The 17,277-nt window shown below is 37.2% G+C and carries 20 protein-coding genes; 10 read left to right on the forward strand and 10 right to left on the reverse strand.

Annotation, left to right across the window (positions count from 1 at the left end):
• Window positions 1-81 precede the first annotated feature (81 nt).
• From AC3B7A_RS05425 to AC3B7A_RS05435, 3 genes are read left to right on the forward strand one after another with little or no spacing between them, the layout of a single operon-like run.
• On the forward strand, window positions 82-564 hold the full coding sequence (locus AC3B7A_RS05425) for a hypothetical protein (RefSeq protein ID WP_489755117.1): 483 nt from the start codon (window positions 82-84) through the stop codon (window positions 562-564).
• The gene (locus tag AC3B7A_RS05430) at window positions 561-1,418 is read left to right on the forward strand and encodes a sulfite exporter TauE/SafE family protein (protein ID WP_489755118.1); all 858 of its coding nucleotides are present in this window, start codon (window positions 561-563) and stop codon (window positions 1,416-1,418) included. Before AC3B7A_RS05425 ends, AC3B7A_RS05430 begins: the two co-directional genes overlap by 4 nt.
• Complete coding sequence (locus tag AC3B7A_RS05435) at window positions 1,419-1,784, forward strand: DUF1634 domain-containing protein (RefSeq protein ID WP_489755119.1); 366 nt, start codon at window positions 1,419-1,421, stop codon at window positions 1,782-1,784.
• Window positions 1,785-1,908: 124 nt separating this feature from the next.
• Here AC3B7A_RS05435 and AC3B7A_RS05440 read toward each other — a convergent pair whose 3' ends face one another.
• The gene (locus AC3B7A_RS05440) at window positions 1,909-3,309 is read right to left on the reverse strand and encodes a PTS transporter subunit IIC (protein ID WP_489755120.1); all 1,401 of its coding nucleotides are present in this window, start codon (window positions 3,307-3,309) and stop codon (window positions 1,909-1,911) included.
• Between the two features lie 177 nt (window positions 3,310-3,486).
• Between AC3B7A_RS05440 and AC3B7A_RS05445 the strand changes: the two genes are divergently transcribed.
• From AC3B7A_RS05445 to AC3B7A_RS05455, 3 genes are read left to right on the forward strand one after another with little or no spacing between them, the layout of a single operon-like run.
• Window positions 3,487-4,479 (forward strand): LacI family DNA-binding transcriptional regulator, encoded by a 993-nt coding sequence (locus AC3B7A_RS05445; protein WP_489755121.1) that lies wholly within the window; start codon window positions 3,487-3,489, stop codon window positions 4,477-4,479.
• A complete protein-coding gene (gene rpe / locus AC3B7A_RS05450) occupies window positions 4,472-5,140 on the forward strand; it encodes a ribulose-phosphate 3-epimerase (RefSeq protein ID WP_489755122.1) in 669 nt (222 codons plus the stop codon). Before AC3B7A_RS05445 ends, rpe begins: the two co-directional genes overlap by 8 nt.
• 1 nt (window position 5,141) lies before the next feature.
• Window positions 5,142-6,041, forward strand: coding sequence for a ribokinase (locus AC3B7A_RS05455; RefSeq protein WP_489755123.1), 900 nt, complete (start codon window positions 5,142-5,144; stop codon window positions 6,039-6,041).
• Between the two features lie 510 nt (window positions 6,042-6,551).
• On the opposite strand, the gene AC3B7A_RS05460 is transcribed toward AC3B7A_RS05455, so the two are convergent.
• From AC3B7A_RS05460 to nrdH, 8 genes are all read right to left on the reverse strand, one after another.
• Window positions 6,552-6,986, reverse strand: a complete 435-nt coding sequence (locus tag AC3B7A_RS05460; RefSeq protein ID WP_489755124.1) for an SRPBCC family protein — start codon at window positions 6,984-6,986, stop codon at window positions 6,552-6,554.
• An 81-nt stretch (window positions 6,987-7,067) separates the two neighbouring features.
• Window positions 7,068-7,202, reverse strand: a complete 135-nt coding sequence (locus AC3B7A_RS05465; protein WP_489755125.1) for a hypothetical protein — start codon at window positions 7,200-7,202, stop codon at window positions 7,068-7,070.
• Window positions 7,196-7,891 carry a helix-turn-helix transcriptional regulator gene (locus tag AC3B7A_RS05470; RefSeq protein ID WP_489755126.1) on the reverse strand — a complete coding sequence of 232 codons (696 nt, stop codon included), beginning with the start codon at window positions 7,889-7,891 and terminating at the stop codon, window positions 7,196-7,198. The genes AC3B7A_RS05465 and AC3B7A_RS05470 overlap by 7 nt, the downstream gene beginning before the upstream one ends.
• 80 nt (window positions 7,892-7,971) lie before the next feature.
• Entirely contained in the window at window positions 7,972-8,283 is a 312-nt protein-coding gene (locus AC3B7A_RS05475) for an ArsR/SmtB family transcription factor (RefSeq protein ID WP_489755127.1), read from the reverse strand.
• Between the two features lie 301 nt (window positions 8,284-8,584).
• On the reverse strand, window positions 8,585-9,553 hold the full coding sequence (nrdF, locus tag AC3B7A_RS05480) for a class 1b ribonucleoside-diphosphate reductase subunit beta (RefSeq protein WP_489755128.1): 969 nt from the start codon (window positions 9,551-9,553) through the stop codon (window positions 8,585-8,587).
• Window positions 9,554-10,264: 711 nt separating this feature from the next.
• A complete protein-coding gene (gene nrdE / locus AC3B7A_RS05485) occupies window positions 10,265-12,439 on the reverse strand; it encodes a class 1b ribonucleoside-diphosphate reductase subunit alpha (protein ID WP_489755129.1) in 2,175 nt (724 codons plus the stop codon).
• Window positions 12,420-12,797, reverse strand: a complete 378-nt coding sequence (gene nrdI, locus AC3B7A_RS05490) for a class Ib ribonucleoside-diphosphate reductase assembly flavoprotein NrdI (protein WP_489755130.1) — start codon at window positions 12,795-12,797, stop codon at window positions 12,420-12,422. The genes nrdE and nrdI overlap by 20 nt, the downstream gene beginning before the upstream one ends.
• Complete coding sequence (nrdH, locus tag AC3B7A_RS05495; RefSeq protein WP_489755131.1) at window positions 12,794-13,030, reverse strand: glutaredoxin-like protein NrdH; 237 nt, start codon at window positions 13,028-13,030, stop codon at window positions 12,794-12,796. The genes nrdI and nrdH overlap by 4 nt, the downstream gene beginning before the upstream one ends.
• A 327-nt stretch (window positions 13,031-13,357) precedes the next feature.
• On the opposite strand from nrdH, the gene AC3B7A_RS05500 reads away from it, so the two are divergent.
• Complete coding sequence (locus AC3B7A_RS05500) at window positions 13,358-13,978, forward strand: LVIS_2131 family protein (protein ID WP_489755132.1); 621 nt, start codon at window positions 13,358-13,360, stop codon at window positions 13,976-13,978.
• 72 nt (window positions 13,979-14,050) lie between these two features.
• On the opposite strand, the gene AC3B7A_RS05505 is transcribed toward AC3B7A_RS05500, so the two are convergent.
• Entirely contained in the window at window positions 14,051-14,275 is a 225-nt protein-coding gene (locus AC3B7A_RS05505) for a DUF2187 domain-containing protein (RefSeq protein WP_489755133.1), read from the reverse strand.
• Window positions 14,276-14,519: 244 nt separating this feature from the next.
• Here AC3B7A_RS05505 and AC3B7A_RS05510 point away from each other — a divergent pair, with 244 nt between their 5' ends.
• The 3 genes from AC3B7A_RS05510 to AC3B7A_RS05520 all read left to right on the forward strand — a co-directional run bounded on the left by AC3B7A_RS05510 (window position 14,520) and on the right by AC3B7A_RS05520 (window position 17,269).
• Entirely contained in the window at window positions 14,520-15,065 is a 546-nt protein-coding gene (locus AC3B7A_RS05510; protein ID WP_489755134.1) for a guanylate kinase, read from the forward strand.
• 153 nt (window positions 15,066-15,218) lie between these two features.
• The gene (locus AC3B7A_RS05515) at window positions 15,219-15,887 is read left to right on the forward strand and encodes a C40 family peptidase (RefSeq protein WP_489755135.1); all 669 of its coding nucleotides are present in this window, start codon (window positions 15,219-15,221) and stop codon (window positions 15,885-15,887) included.
• 110 nt (window positions 15,888-15,997) lie between these two features.
• Window positions 15,998-17,269, forward strand: a complete 1,272-nt coding sequence (locus AC3B7A_RS05520) for an isochorismate synthase (protein ID WP_489755136.1) — start codon at window positions 15,998-16,000, stop codon at window positions 17,267-17,269.
• Window positions 17,270-17,277: the final 8 nt, after the last annotated feature.

Below are 17,277 nucleotides of genomic sequence, written 5' to 3' on the forward strand. Positions count from 1 at the left end.
TTTTGATTGCATTAAGTACAAGTAATAAGTTAAGTTGATTAGGATATTCGTAATGCGATTTTTTTAAGAGGGGTGATGTATATGGAAATGACCACCAAACAATTCCAAGAGCAAATTGAGCAACAAACATATCAAACGTTTCAAGAAACGGTTAAATTGACCAAACGCTTGGCGAAAACTAAAGTTCAAGCCGCGCTCAAAAAGTTATGTAATCAATTAACGGAAGCGGCCAATAGTGGCTATTTAGCGCAGGGACAATTAGTAATTGACGGTTTGGGTTTTGCTTTAACATGTAGTTTACAGATGAGTTTAATTAATTTGCCCTGGCAAGATAGTGCTAAGGTAGCACGCTTTTTTGATGAGGATGCTAAAGAAGCTGTCCACGTTTACTTAGTGACTGATTGTGAATGGATCAACGTTTCGCATTTGCGAATTGATGAAGTAGCCAGTGAGCCCACGGAGTTGAAACAACAATTAACGGCAATTGAGGACATGGTAATGACTAATTGCCAAACGGCGTTAGATAATCAAGCAAAAGCAAAAGAGGCTGAGAAAAAATCATGATTACGACAAGTAATTTATTAATAATGTTGCTGACTGGCTTATTAGCGGGCACTTTAGGCTCCATTCTAGGCATTGGTGGGGGCATGATTGTAACGCCCATTTTGACGGTAGCGATGGGTTTGGACATTAAATATGCCATTGGCGCTAGTATTATTGTGGTGATTGCCACTAGTTCGGGAGCGACGATTTCGTTTTTAAAAGATGAAATGTTAAATTTGCGCGTTGCCATGTTTTTGGAAATTGCCACGACCATTGGCGCAGTGACGGGTGCGGCTTTAAATGGCATTATTCCTAAAGCTATTTTGTACATTTTATTTAGTTTATTGCTGTTACAGTCTTGTTATAACATGATTAAAAAGTTGATGAATAAAAAAGCGAGTGAAACCAATTTGCAAGTGCAACCAGACTATTTGTCCCAAAAGTTGCGCTTAAATGGTAGTTACTACGACAAAGCTTTGCAAAAGAATGTTGATTACCAAGTGAAAAACGTGCCTGGTGGTTTCTTGATGATGTTAGTGGCAGGTGTGTCTAGTGGATTGTTAGGCATTGGAAGTGGGGCTTTTAAAGTTGTTGCTATGGATAATATTATGAAAATGCCACTGAAACCATCTAGTGCCACCAGTAATTTAATGATGGGGGTAACGGCTGCAGCCAGTGCAACGGTTTATTTTTTTAACGGAACAATTTTACCCAATATTGCCGTACCATTAGCTTTAGGCGTTGTGTTTGGCGCTATGATTGGTAGTCGCATTATGCAACATTTGCATCCGAAAGTGATTCGCATTATTTTTATTCCGATTTTGTTATATCTGGGCTTACAAATGTTCTTAAAAGGATTTGGGGTGAACATTTAAATGAAAAAAGAAGAAATGCAAGATATTGAATTAATCATTGGTAAAATTTTGCGGGTCGGTGTATTCATTTCAGTTATTGTGATGGCCTTGGGGATCATCTTGATGTTAGTCCAAGGCAATAGTGGTTATCCAGGACAAAGCCATCCCACTACTTTTGGAGCCATTTTTCAAGGAATTATACAATTAAAACCTTTTGCAGTGATGATGTTGGGTGTTTTCTTGCTGATTTTAACGCCCGTATTGCGCGTGGTGGTTTCCATCTATGCTTTCTTAAAAGAACATGATTATTTATATGTAGCCATCACCACGTTAGTCTTGATTATTTTAGCCATTGCCATGATTGGTGGCTATTTTGGTAATCGTTAATAAAAGTAAGTTGATTATAAAAAAGCTTTCCGGTGAGGAAAGCTTTTTTGGTAGCTACTAGATTGTTAAATTTTGTGCTGAAGTTTATTAATGACACTTGATATATTAGCAGTAACTACTAGCATTAATTTTTGTCAGTTTGAGTTTTTGGTAAAGTTACTTTTTTCATAGTCTTAATGTACCAAACAAAGACTAAAGCATAAACGACAATGGCGATCACGGAGATAAGCACTAATTTTGGTTCCCAGGATTTAACGGTTTTACCAAATAAAATTGCTAAAAATTTTTCAATTGGATCGGAATCAATGGAACTAAAGAGTTGACCTTTAGATAACCCCTTAGGAAAGTTGCCCATCGCCATCGAAGTGGAAGTGATAAATTTGGAAATAGCGGTTGCTCCCCAAAGATATAGTGGCACTAAAATGGTACCAATGATCGTCATACGAATTACCCGACCGCGAGTCACTAGCAGTAAGGCGGGAGTCAAGACGGTTAAAATAATGCCCCCGAGAGGGAGGACTTTGTTGCCTGGTAAGACCATCGCAATCACTAACATAATGGGCGCTAAAATATTAGCCACCGCCCAAATTTCGGCACGCGAAGCGAGGATCGGCCAATCAATTGCCACGAATAATTGGCGTCCGCGGAGTTTAGAACTCATGAATTTTTGAATGCCACCAGATAAAGGTTCAATTGCAGGACCAAACCAATCGCCGACATACCCAAATAGTTCTAAGGCGACACCGGCGGTAAAAGCGAGCGAACAAATATTAGCAGCACTTTGCTTGCCTAAGAGACCAATGAAAATTCCGAGATAAGCACCAATGGCAAATTTGCTACCCCAAAAACCAATTTTTTCATTTAAGGTATCAGCATTAAAATCAAATTTGTCTACGAACGGAATTACGAGGTCAATTAATTTGTTGATGACCATCGCTAACGGCATAATCAACAACGACGGGTGTGCAGTCGTGGTGATATTGGTATCATCGTATTTCAACAAATAATTGATAGTTGGTTTGATGGCATCAGCGTTAAAGAGCATCAACATTACTAAAATAACAACAAATAATGAGGTGAGAAAAATATTATTACCAGAATAATGATGAATTAATAACCCTAAAATTGAGACATTCCAAATATTGAAAAGATCCACGTTTAAGGTATTAGTACACTTCAAAAAGAGCATTACCAAGTTCGTTAAGATTTCTAAAAAGGCAAAATAAAGCGTATATACCGAGCCCCAAGTGATTACGGCTAAGGGTGCCCAACCTAAATCGGTAATGGTTAAATTAACCCCTGTCGATTTAACAAAAGCGTTTAAAGCGGGGCCAAAAGCAGTTGTTAACAAAGAAATTACGGCACTCATTCCCGTGAGCGCCGTTGCCATTCGCAAGCCACCCTCCACGGATTTAGAGAATTTTACACCAAAGCACAGCGCCAAAATGGTAATAATAAAAAACATCATTGCAGCGCCGCCTAAACCGATGAAGAAGTTAAAGCCAGCGCGAATTGTATTGATCATATTTTTGTTACTCCAATTCTATTTAAATTGTGAGTAACCGGTTACGTAAATTGAGATTAGCTAAAATATAACGCTTTTATAGTTAAAATGCAAATTAAAATTGGTGCTTGACAAAAAAGTGTGAAAACGTTATTCTATGTTCCGTAATCGGTTACGTTAAAATTGAGGCTTGTAGAGATGACAACTTTAAAAGATATTGCCCGTTTGGCTGGCGTTTCAACTGCTACGGTTTCCCGGGTGATGAACGGCAAAGGGGAAGCTAGTCCCCAAACGGTCAAAAAGATTCAAGATTTAATTACCAAATTAAATTATCGTCCTAATCGGACGGCTCGCGTTTTGTCCAACCAGCATTCGGATTTAATTGCGTTACTAATTCCGAACTTGAATAATCCCTTTTTTAGTGAATTAGTGCAACAGATTGAATGTGCTGCTAACCAAGCTGGTTATCAAATTTATTTATGTAACAGTGAAGATAATCGGCAAAAAGTTGAGTATTACTTAGAAACGATGCAGGACAATTATGTTGCTGGGGCCATTATCGATTCTTTGTTTGTTAAACGTGAAGACTTAGACCAATTAGAGCATAATGGCATTCCGACGATGACAATCGATCGAACCAATTTAAAACACCCGTATGCAGCCTTAGGCGTTGATCATGTTCAAGGCGAATATTTAGCAACAAAAGCGGTGTTGAATAATAATGCGCAGGCCAAATTAGTTTTCTTATCAGGACCAGCAGGAGAACAGTCCTCCAAAGACCGCTATCAAGGTTATTTAGCTGCTTTAGCTCAAACATCAGGTCAGTCATTGGGGATTTTATATGGCGATTTTACTTATCAAAGTGGTTATGATCAAGTCCAGCAGTTTTTAAAGCGGTACCCACAGTGTGATGGAATTATTTGCTCCAATGATGCCATGGCTTTGGGTGCCTTACGAGCGTGTCAGGACCAGCACTTAATTGTGCCAGATGATTTACAACTGGTCGGCTACGATAATACTAAACTGAGCCAATTTACAAATCCGCGCTTAAGTTCAGTGCAACAGTTTAAACCGGCTTCTTTTACTTTGATGATACAAGAATTGCTCAGTAAGCAGCAACCAAGACAATATCTTTTAACGCCACAATTGATTATGCGGGAATCAACACCCGTCGGAGGAAAAAATGACTAAAAAAATCGCACCATCATTAATGTGTACAGATTTAGGTAATGTTGCTCATGATCTTAAAGAGTTAGATGCTGCCGGAGTCGATTATTACCATATCGATATTATGGATGGTAATTTTGTCCCGAACTTTACTTTGGGTCCCGACTTTATTCAAGCAGTCCGAAAGTTAACGGACAAACCGTTAGATATTCATACCATGGTCGAACGACCGGAACGTTTTGTGGACTTATTCCACCAAGCTGGTGGCAATATGATGTCCATTCACGTCGAGGCTACTAATAATTTACAAGGAACCTTAACCGCGATTAAAGCGGCGGGCATGAAAGCGGGAGTGGCGATTAATCCAGCAACACCGTTGAATACTTTAGATTATGTTTTGCCGGTGGTGGATTACGTGGTGTTAATGACAGTTAATCCTGGTTTTGCCGGGCAAAAATTTATCCCGGAAATGTATGCCAAAATTAAACAATTAAAAGCTAAAATTACGGCGGCTAACTTAGAAGTGGCCATTGAAGTTGATGGTAACTTAGGTGAACTAACGATTCCAAAATGTGTCGCCGCTGGTGCCGATTGGTTCGTTGGTGGAACGAGTTCGATTTATCATGCGGGTGCTACTTTAGCCCAAAATGTGCAAACAATTAAACAATGGTTACAGGAGGATTAAGATGCAATATGATGTGGCGGTTTTAGGCAGTATTAACGTTGATATTAAAGCAAAAATCAAGGAATACCCGACTTATGGAGCAACAACGACAGCTCAAAGTGTGGAAACCTTACCTGGTGGCAAAGGTGCTAATCAAGCCATTGGTGTTGCACGTTTGGGAGGGAAACTGGCCTTTATGGGGGCAGTTGGTCAAGATGGTAGTGGCCAACAAATGATTCAAAATCTACAAAATTTTGGCATTGATCCTCGTTATATTAAACAAAGTGCTGCTGCTGGGACCGGTAGTTTTATTGTTTGGTTAGACGAACAAGGTGAAAATACGATGGTCGGCACTTTAGGCGCCAATGCCACTTTAACTGCAGCTGATATTGAGCAAGCCATGAAAGAAATCGAAGCTCCAGTTTTGTTGTTACAAATGGAAACTAGTCGTGAATCTATCATGGCTGCTTTAAAGACAGCTAAGCAAAAAGGCATGTTTGTGATTTTGGATCCAGCACCAGCTGATAATTTCTTTGTTGAAGCTTTACCATATGCCGATTGTGTGACACCTAATACTCAAGAAACTGAAAAAATTAGTGGCATCAAAGTAGTAGATCAAGCCAGCGCCTTGCAGGCAGCGAAGATTATTGCGGCTAAAGGTGTAGCCAACGTTATTATTAAAATGGGCAGTAAGGGTAATTTGGTTTATCATGAAGGCCAGGTTGATTTTATTGAAGCTCATCGAGTCCAAGCAGTTGATACCCTAGGTGCTGGCGATACTTTTGCAGCGGGATTGGCTGTTCATTATGCAAAACACCAAAACTTATTGGCAGCCATTGAATACGGCAATAAGGCTGCTGCAATTAAAGTGAGTCGGACTGGTGGTCAAAAATCAATGCCGACTGCCCAAGAAATGCAATAAATAACAAGCTGCGAACAAGACCGTTTAGAAACAAGAAGCTAACCTAGACTAAGGACTTAAGATTGTTTTATATCTTGAGTTCTTAGTTGTAGTTAGATGATTGTTTCTGGTCTTGTGAACGCAATTAAAAACAAGCTGTGAACAAAAGCGGTTAGCAACTGAGTATAATTAAGAACAAGCTACGAACAAAGTCGGTTAGAAGTTGAGTATAGCCTAGGAAAAACATTTTAGTCGGTTTGTGACTGGAATGTTTTAGCGTAGCTAAACGCAGACTTCTGACTTTGTGAGTGTAATTAAGAACAAGCTACGAACAAAAGCAGTTAACCTCAAATAAGGACTTAAGATTGGTTTTTATCTTAAGTCCTTATTTGTAATAGTTAGTTCCGTTGCTGTATTAATGTTGATCTAGTTTTGCTAGAGGTTAGGACAAAAACAATTTTTCTGAAATTTAGACGAATACTTTTTTGCCAATGTTCGTACAGTCAGAAGTTTTGGCCTGTCCTCGTTTGATTATTTGACTAAGTCAGTTGCAGAATTATTTTCAATTAAGGCAACCAGCCGATTAAGATTAGCTTGAAAGGCGTGTTTAGCAATTGGAGCTAATAACTTGAGTGGTAAATGTTGATTAGCAGTGTCATCAATAATGAGATCTTCTTGAATAGTTACTTGACCTTGCTTTTCAGTTAAAGAAAAGTTTAATTGATACTCTAAACGACCCTTAGTGCTGAAATAAGTCACTTGCTGTTCTGAACTTACGACTTGAATAGTTTCCTGTTCATTTAAGGCTGGAGCTAAACGCGATATCTTGAATTGGTTGTCTTCATTTACCACGGTGCTAATATCAGGGATCCACTGTAATAATGACTGAGGATGATCTAAAATTTGATGAACCGCACCTAAATTAGCTTGGACTAAAGCAATGTTTGAAAATAACGTTTGTTTCATAATTAATTCCTCCCTTGAATGACCTTAGTATAGGAGAAAATAATTTATGGCAAAAATAAGAATACTAATAATTTGAAAGGGTTAATTAATTTCATAAATTAATTCTGGAAACAAATCGGCTAAAATTTGTTGGCGCACATGGGCATCATGAGCCTGATTTTTTTGATCTAATTGAGCGGCTACTTTCGCTAATAAGTAATAACAATTAACTAGCATAAGTGAGAATTATGATTGGTAATGAAAGTAATTGTTTCGGATAATTGTTTGCTGGTTTGTAAATAGTCACCTTTTAAATAATAAATTAAGGCAGTTACGTAGCCAATAATATTGAGATTTTCGTCATAAGTAGCTGCAATTAAATTTTGATTAGCCAATTTTTGGAAAGTGGTAGTTGCTTGGAAATTTTTTTTGCGAGCATGTGCGTAAGCTAAAGCAATCTGACACAGACGAGTTAAAGTAGTGGCTGATTGTTGTGTTAAAACTGCCGCTACTGCCAGTTGTAAGCTTCGAATTCCTTGATCTAAAGCACCCGTATTGACTTGAGCAATACCTAAATAATAATAGTATGACTGCTCTTGAATTAGTATGCCAACTTGTTCAATGGTGTCTGCTGCCATTAAAAATGAGCATAGTTCTTTATAAAGGTGCTCGTTACATAAACGTTCTAATTTTTGATTAAGCTTGACATTTGAACTAATGCCATAATTAGTAGCCAGACTAATTTCCTGTAAATTAATGCCTAAACGGGAACATAAAGCTAAAAGTAATTGCGCATTAGGAATATAGCGGTCATGTTCGATTGCTGACAACATTGGTTGGCTGCAAATATCTTGGCAAGTTTGAGTTTGGGATAAATGAACCTTTAGTCGAGCGGTTTTGATAACATTACCTAGAGAAATAGACATTTAAATAATTCCTTTCTGGAGTAATCAATTCAGCTCATTTTAACATACTGTTTTAGTATCGTTATTGGCAGTCAGGAAATTTAAATGTTACTTAAATAGCAGCGAACAACAACGTCAATTAAATGCGGAAATTTTTGTTCTAATGAATCCCAGCGTAGGCTAATAAATCTTTGCCGACCTTCAATGCGAACATAGATTAAACCGCTTTCTCTTAAGACTTTAAAATGATGAGATAAATTATTTTTTTTGCCTAAATAATCAAAATCTTGACAAGCTGTTTCACCATTTTGTTGAAGTGCCGCCACGATTTGGAGTCGTAGCGGTTCACATAAAGCGTATAGAACTTGTTCAAGTTTGATATCAGTAAATTCTGGATGTGTAACTAAAGTCATTCGAAGTCCTCCTTAATAATTTTATTATAAATAAAACGCTATCATTATTCAATAATGCGATTATTAATGCAATTTTGGATCCTAATTAGGCCGCTCTCATTAAATAGATAATATTTTATTTATCAATTACTAATAATTAAATAGTTTGGTAATATTTATTGCGGCATGAAAAGATAAAAAAACACTGCAAACTTTACCACCAACTAGTTGCCCTCCAGCTAGAAATACCTAGGAGTTTAATTGAAACTAGCTTATTAGTAAGGTGTGTTCGCAGTGAGTAATTTACTAGACAATTTTCTACTTATTTGCGCCCAATATCATAATCAGTGTCTTTCATAGCAGATACTTTTCCTAATAAATAGCCATTACCAACTTGTGAAAAGAAGTCATGATTGTTAGTTCCGGTAGAAATACCATTCATGACAATCGGATTGACATTTTCGGCAGTACCATCAGGAAATAAGGGGTTTTGCCCCAAGTTCATCAAAGCCTTGTTAGCATTGTAACGTAAGAAACGGTTAACTTCATCAGTCCAACCAATTTCATCATAAAGTTGTGAGGTATACTTTTCTTCATTATCGTAGAGTTTATATAATAAATCGTACATCCAATCTTTAAATTCATCTTGTTTGGCTGACGATAATTCGCTAAAGCCGACTTGGAATTTGTAACCAATATAAGTTCCATGAACTGATTCATCACGAATAATTAGTTTAATGATTTCTGCCACATTAGTGAGTTTGTTATTACCCAAATAATAAAGCGGTGTATAAAAACCAGAGTAAAAAAGAAAAGTTTCTAAAAAGACAGAGGCAACCTTTTTTTGTAAAGGATCGCCGTTTTGGTATAAATCATTAATGACGTGGGCTTTTTTCTGCAAAAATTCATTATGGTTGGTCCAATCGAAAATTTCTTCGATTTCCTCGGCGGTATTCAAGGTACTAAAAATCGAAGAATAACTTTTAGCGTGAACCGATTCCATAAATTGAATATTGTTAAAGACGGCAATTTCTTCAGGGGTGCGGGCATCTTTACGTAAAACTTCAGCGCCATCTTGAGATTGTAAGGTGTCTAAAAGAGTTAAACCACCAAAGACATGACCAACAACGGTATGTTCAACGGGGCTCAATTTGCGCCAATCGTCGCGATCATTCGATAAAGGGATTCTTGTATCGAGCCAAAATTGCTCAGTTAATTTTTCCCAAGTGGCCTTATCGACTTGATCTTCAATTTGATTCCAGTTAATTGCTTCATAGTATGTTTTAACCATTGATAAAACCTTTCTTAAATTAATTATGCTCAACAATAATCTAAAATTTGGTTAATTTCTCGTTTCTAAAAAGTTTTGTTTGCAGCTTTGAAATTGCGCTCCAAGAAGCAGGAATTTGCGTCTAGCTACGACTAAGTACTCAAGTCAAAACTGCCTTAAGAACTTAGCCTAGGCTATACTAAATTCCTAATCGCTTCTTGTCGCAGCTTTGAATAATTGCGCTCCAAGAAACAAAAGTCTGCGTCTAACTACAACTGACCATCAAGCCAAATTCGGGCTTAATTGTCAGTTTAGGTTAGTACTCAACTTTTAACCGTTTCTTGTCGCAGCTTTGAAATTGCGCTCACAAAGTCAGAAGTTTGCGTTTAACTCCGCCAAGAGTCTTAAGTTAAAGTTCAAACTTAAATCTCTTGCCGATGTTAATCCTCAACTTCTAAACGACTTTGTTCGCAGCTTGATTTTAATTGCACTCACAAAAGCAACAACTTGCGTCTAACTACGAATAATAATTCAAGTTACAAACCAACTTAAATTATTATTCTAGGTTATACTCAGTTGCTCCCGCTTTTGTTCGCAGCTTGATTTTAATTGCGCTCACAAGACTAACAACCTTCATCTAACTACGCCTAAGCATTTAAGATACAAACCAATCTTAAGTCCTTAGTCTAGGTTAGCTGACGGTTGCTGCCCAGTCTTGTTCGCAGCTTGATTTTAAATCGAACAGCTTTCACATTCGTTAACACCCACTTCGGAGTTATCATCAGTATAAGTGCGGACGTAATATAATGACTTAATGCCCTTGTAATATGCATAATTGCGCAAAATAGTGAGATCGCGTGTCGTTTGTTTATTTTCTTCGTCAGAAGTTTTCCATTCGTATAAACCTTCTGGAATAGTTGAACGAACAAATAAAGTTAAACTCAATCCTTGGTCAACGTGTTCTTGAGCTGCAGCATAAGTGTCAATGACCTTACGCATATCAGTATCATAGGCAGAACGGTAATAAGGAATAGTTTCATTAGACATATGTGGTGCAGGATAATACAATTTACCATTCTTTTTTTCTTGGCGCTCTTCAACTAACCAAGTAATTGGTTGCAAGCTAGCGCTGGTATCATCAATATATGAAATTGAACCAGTCGGAGCTACTGCTAGGCGATAAGCATTATATAAACCGGTAGCTTGAACTTTGTGCTGTAATAATTGCCAATCTTTGGGAGTGGGAATGAAAATATTTTTAAATAAAGCTTGAACTTTCGGATCTTGCGGGGCAAAAGATTGACTGGTGTATTTATCAAAATAGGAACCGTCCGCATACTTTGATTGATCAAAGTCGTGAAACATGCTATGACGTTCACGAGCAATTTGATTACTTTCAACTAAAGTCCAATAATTTAAAAGCATAAAATAAACGTTTGTAAACTCTAAAGCCTGACTAGAACCATATTCAATTTGGTGTGTTGCTAAAAAAGTATGCAACCCCATAGCTCCCAAACCAATTGCATGACTTAAATCATTGCCCTTTTTGATGGAAGGAACAGCATCAATTTGAGAATGATCCGAGACAAAAGTTAAAGCCCGAGTCATGGCGCAAACCGATCGACCAAAGTCCGGACTAGTCATTAATTGCGGAATATTAGTTGATCCTAGATTACAGCTCACGTCACGTCCTAGTTCTACATAATCTTGGCGATCATTTAAAACAGACGGTGTTTGAATTTGCTGAATTTCGGAACATAAGTTACTCATAATGATTTTTCCTGCAACCGGATTATCCCGATTAGCAGTGTCGATGTTCAAAATGTATGGATAACCAGATTCCTGTTGTAATTTACTGATTTCTAGCTCTAAATCCCGTGCTTTGATCGTATACTTTTCAATCTTAGGGTTGGCCACTAAGTTATCATATTCTTTAGTGATATCAACGTAAGAAAATGGTTGGTGGTATTCGCGCTCAACACTATAAGGACTAAAAAGGTACATCGTTGCATCTTGACGGACTAATTCATAATATTTATCGGGAACAATAATGCCTAAAGATAGCGTCTTAACCCGAATTTTTTCGTCAGCATTTTCTTTTTTAGCAGATAAAAAATCTAGAATATCAGGATGAAAGACATTCAAGTAGACGGCGCCAGCGCCTTGGCGCTGACCTAATTGATTACTGTAACTAAAACTATCTTCTAGTAATTTCATAACTGGTAAAACACCGCTGGAAACGCCTTTGACGCCTTTAATGGGGGCCCCAGCTTCGCGTAAATTCGACAAAGCAATACCAACTCCGCCCCCAATCCGGGATAATTGCAAAGCACTGTTAATACCGCGCCCAATTGAGTTCATATCATCAGTCATCTGAATTAAAAAACAAGACACAAATTCACCACGACGTTTTTTGCCAGCATTTAAAAAAGAAGGTGTAGCGGGTTGGTAGCGTTGATGAATCATTTCATCGGCTAATTGTTGAGCTAATTGTTCGTTGCCATCCGCAAAATATAAAGCATTATTTAAAACCCGCATTTCATAATTTTCTAAATAATAACCACCATCGTTAGTTTTTAATGCGTATTGATTGTAGAATTTATAGGCCGCCATAAATGATTTAAATTGAAAATGTTGCTCTTTTAAATATTGATAAAGTTGTCGAATAAAAGCTGTTGAATATTTTTTCAAAAACTCGGCTTCTAAATAATCAGTCTTAACTAGATTAGTAAGGTGTTGAATAATATCAGGTTCAATCTGAGAATTTGGTTGAACATTTTCCTGCCAAAAAGCTTTCAATGCTGCTTGATCGCGCTCTAAAGCAATATGACCAGCTTGGGGAATATTTAATTCATTATTTAGTTTAAAATAGCTAACTTTAGCAATATCAATGTTGTTTAGACTCAAGTTGTTCCACTACTTTCCGGAAATTTTTGACATCAGATTCGGTACCGTTAAATTCATAATCAAAGACGACAGGGACGTCTAAACCTGCGGCAATATCTTTGGCAGTATGGATATAAAGTTCATTAAAGTTCCGATTACCACTACCAACGACACCGACTAATTGTTGCGCATTGTCTTTGTAACTTAAGAAATCAATGACGGCATCCATCATGTTGTCATCATAAGCAGGTACAGCTAATAAATAAGGTTCTTCCATGGCATGATAGGGATCAGCGTCACTAATTTCATAGGCCGGTAATTGGACTTTTTGAATAAAACGTCTGGTTTGACCAGTAATTGTATAATAAGCAATTTTCATGCTTGCACCAGATCTTTCAGTTCATCTAAACGAAAGCCGACAATGGGGGCTTGATTCTCTGTGAAAACTACAGGGACACTTTTGAAACCTTGTTGTTTAAGATAAGTTAGATCTTGTGGTTGTTGATTGATATTATGTTCCTCAAAGGAAATTTGATGTTCACTTAAAAATCTTTTGGTCATTTTGCATTGCATACAACCATTTTTGGTAAAAATCGTCACTGTTTGTTTCATAAAACTACCTCCTCAATAACTGAGCTCAATTATAAGACCCTTCCAATCAAAATACAATATATAGTGTTTTGTTAGAAGACTAACCACATGATACTGTGGTTGCTACTGCTGGATTTGATTTAAAAATATTTTTTCGAACATCAGTTTGTGTGAAAAGTCAAGGTGAATTTTTGGAAATTTAATAGATTGGGACAAAAGTTGTTTAGAATTTGGTGACTAATGAAATCAAATGAATGATTGCTGCTGGTAAGTTTCTACAGTGCAGCTAAGTATAAATTGAGCTATAATAATTCTAATAAATTTATTTAGGAGTTTGGAGAAGTTGGGATGCGTTTAAACTGGAATTTATTGGGCGTCGTGATTTGGATTTTAGTACTTGCGATTGTCATAGGAATTATTTTTGATATTCGGCGGCGTCATTTAAAAATGATTGTTGTTCGTAAAAAACATCGTTCTATCGGTAATGTTTTATTAGATTTTTGTGAGTTTATTGGTGCTTTTATCTTAGTTGGAGCCATGTTTTATGTGACTTTTTTAGATAAGGTAGCAGTTCAAGATAGTCAACGAGTTCAATTAAGCTATACGGTAAAACCATTAGTTATGCAGACGAAAAATAGTCAAGGTTACTATGTTGAAGTGAAACAATCAGACAATCAAAAGACTGTTAAATACTATAATTATTGGATTCAGGGGGCTAAATACAGTATTCCGGGCAATAATGCTTCGGTTTTAGATGGTGATCAAGCAGCTAATTTAAATGCTAAAAATTACCCTTGGCCAGCTACTAAGAATTACGATAGTAAGTATCAACAAGCCTATGTAATCACGATGGTGGCACATTATAAGAATAATTGGCGAAATGGTTTAGGCATTCACGCTGGCAATGTGGCGACTGATTATGCCTTAATTCGAATTCCGAGTGCAACTTTTATGAAAACTATTTCGTAAAGCTAATTAAAAAAGTTCCTCAGTCATTTATTGAATGAACTGGGGAACTTTTGTCTTGTCTTAGAATTAAATTTATTTGGCAGGTGTTTTTGGTGCGCGTTTCAAATTGCGCGCATTAACAACAATTTTGTGATTAAGTTCGGTAACACTGTCGCTATCTTTGGGGTCAAATTGTTCAATATCTAATAAAACGGCATTGGTATAAATTTTTTCCACAGTACCAATAACTGGTTTTTCTAAATCTTCTTCAACTTGAGCCTTAAGTTTATCGCCAGCTTTTATACTAGAAATTTTCATACAAGATTACTCCTTTATTTAAATAATCAGGAGGCTGGGACAAAAAGAATTTTTCGTAAATTGAGACGAAGATTTGATTCTTATGTGCTCCACAAGTCAGAAGTTTGTCCCAACCTCATTTTTTAGCTTCGCTATTCGCTTGATCAGACTAAAGCCAACCCGTTACCGGTTCTTAGTCTTGTCTGCTAGACTCATCTTATAATAATGTAAAAAAGTTAGTTTGACAATTATTTGGAGTAGAAAAATGAAAAAAATTATTATTATTACCGGTGCTAGTGGTGTTGGCAAAACGACCGTTAGTCATTATTTAAAAGATCAATATCGCATTCCGAGCATTATTACACATACAACAAGACCACGACGTAAGCATGAACAATCAGGAATTGATTATTATTTTGAAACACCCCAAAGTTTTTTGTTAAATGATTATTTGGAACAAGTAACTTATGCCGGTTATCAATATGGATCTTCTCGTCAAGGGTTAAACCGTGCGTTTCAAAAAAATAATATTGTTAGTATTGTCTTGGATACGAAGGGCGCAGTGGCGTATTTAAAAGCTTATCCTCAACAAGCGATAGTTTGGTTTGTGACAGCTCCCAAACAGGTACTGGCTGCTCGCTTACTAAAACGAGGTGATGACCCGGACTTGATTCAGCAACGCTTAGCTAGTCATGAGTTTCAGCGAGATTTGGTTTTACCCAGTTTGTTAAAAAAAGATGCTGTAATCCTCCAAAATGATTCTTGGGGGCATTTGCAAAACCAAATTGATCAACTAATGTTAAAAATTTAAGTTTCTACTAATTTGTAATTATTTGTTTGCTTGTTTGTAACATATCTGCAATGTAATAAGTGTACTATTTTGATTGTTAAGTTATTTCCAATTGAATTTTAAATAATTCTCATAATAAATTACGTTACTTATTCTCGGAGGCGAACAATCTTAATGGTTTCTAAAAAACATTTTCTTAGTTTAATTGCTGCAGGTATTATGGGTCTATCTACTTCCGCAATTCTTAATCATAATCAAGATGCACAAGCTGCTAAAGTTGGTGATGGTGTTACTGTAACCAGTAATCAAGTTGCTTTACGTACACAACCTTATGACGATAGCTTTTTAACTGGTCAGTCTGTTCCGAAAGATTCTTCTTGGGCAGTTACTCAAATTAGTGCTGATGGTCAGTGGTATAACTTAGGTGGTAATGATTGGATTAAAGCGAGCGATGTAATAGATATGGCAGATGCTCGTAATGCCAAAGTTCAAAAAGTAATTAACTTTGCTCAAATTCAAGGTGGTAAGCCTTATGTTTGGGGTGCTAAGGGACCTAATTCATTTGATTGCTCTGGTTTAATGTATTATGTATTTAAACAAGCATTAGGTAAAAATATTGGTGGCTATACAGTAGCCCAAGAAAGTGCTGGTCCCAAAGTTTCGGTTAATAATTTACAACCTGGCGACTTAGTTTTCTGGGGTTCACAAGGTAATTCTTATCATGTTGGTTTATATATTGGCAATAATCAATATATTCATGCACCGCAACCAGGTCAAGGTGTAACTGTCGCAACAATTTCTAGTTACTTTTATCCATCATTTGGTGTTCGGGCAATCAATTAATAAAATTTAAAATAATTTGATTTAGCCAGCGACAATTGTTGCTGGCTTTTTTAATGTTAAAATTTAAGAGTGAATTAACAATCTTAATGCTTTAAAACAAGGTGAATTAAATGAAACCATTGAAAGTTTATACAAAATTATTACCCAAAACGATTGCGCGTGAACAAATTTTGCAATGGTTAAGTCAACAACAGGAAATTTTTTTGTGGGAAAATCCGATCAAAACACAACAATTATTAACGGCTGGTAATATTTTACCAAAAGCTCCAACCAAGCCTTTAACGTTTGCTAAAGCCCAAGTTTTATTAAAACAAGTCAAACAAACTGTTCGTTTGACAAGAGGTAGTTCCTGGCAGGATGTGAAGTTAGTGGGAAGCTTTTTATTTGATCTAAGCGATGTTCGTAATCAACAATGGGGTGCTTTTCAAAACGGAATTGCTTGGGTACCCCAAGTGAGTTTTTTTTATGATGAACAACAGTGGCAGTTGACAGTGATTGATACTAGTTCCCGGCGGTTAACACAAATTCTGCAAAGTGTCAGTGCCTTGCCACCGTTACAACCACAACAAATACAATTGACTAATTATCAAGAAAGGAATCTGACTCAGTGGCAACAAGCATTGCAGACTGTTGTTCAAGAAATTAAGCAGACTCAATTACAAAAGGTCGTTTTAGCGCGGTGTGCAACGGCGCAAGTCCAAGCGACTAATTGGCCGGCAGTTTGGCTAAACCTAAGTCAAAAACAGCCAGGCTATCATATTTTGTTACAAAAAGAACAAGCGGCTTTTATTAGTATTACACCGGAACGCTTGGTGCAATTTCAAGCAGGACTGGTTCGAACAGGAGCAGTAGCTGGGACTACGAAAAACTCGGCTGATCCGATCATTGCGCAGCAATATGCCCAAGAGCTATTGCATGATACTAAAAATTTAGGTGAACATGAAATTGTCGTTCAAACAATTAAACGCGTCTTGCAGCAGGCCGGTTTAAAAGTTCAGCTACCCGCACACCCCCAAATTTTACCTACAGCCAATTTACAACATTTATGGACACCAATTATTGGTCGTGGGGTAGTCCAGCCGTGGATTGTTATGCAACAACTACATCCAACACCAGCGCTGGGGGGCAGTCCTCGACAATTAGCGGTTCAGTTAATTAGGCATTTAGAAACGCAGGCACGCGGCTTGTTTGGTGGTCCAGTTGGTTACTTGTCAGTGGCTCATAACGGTGAATTTGCAGTGGGAATTCGCAGTGCTTTGATCCAACAGACGCAGCTGCGTTTTTTTGCGGGGGCTGGCATTGTGGCCGCCTCTCAAGTTAAAACGGAAGTACAAGAAACGAGTGCCAAACTGCAATCGTTGCAGCAGGCCTTACAGGTCTAATTGAAGGA

Source organism: Bombilactobacillus sp. ESL1202 (genome assembly GCF_058107125.1).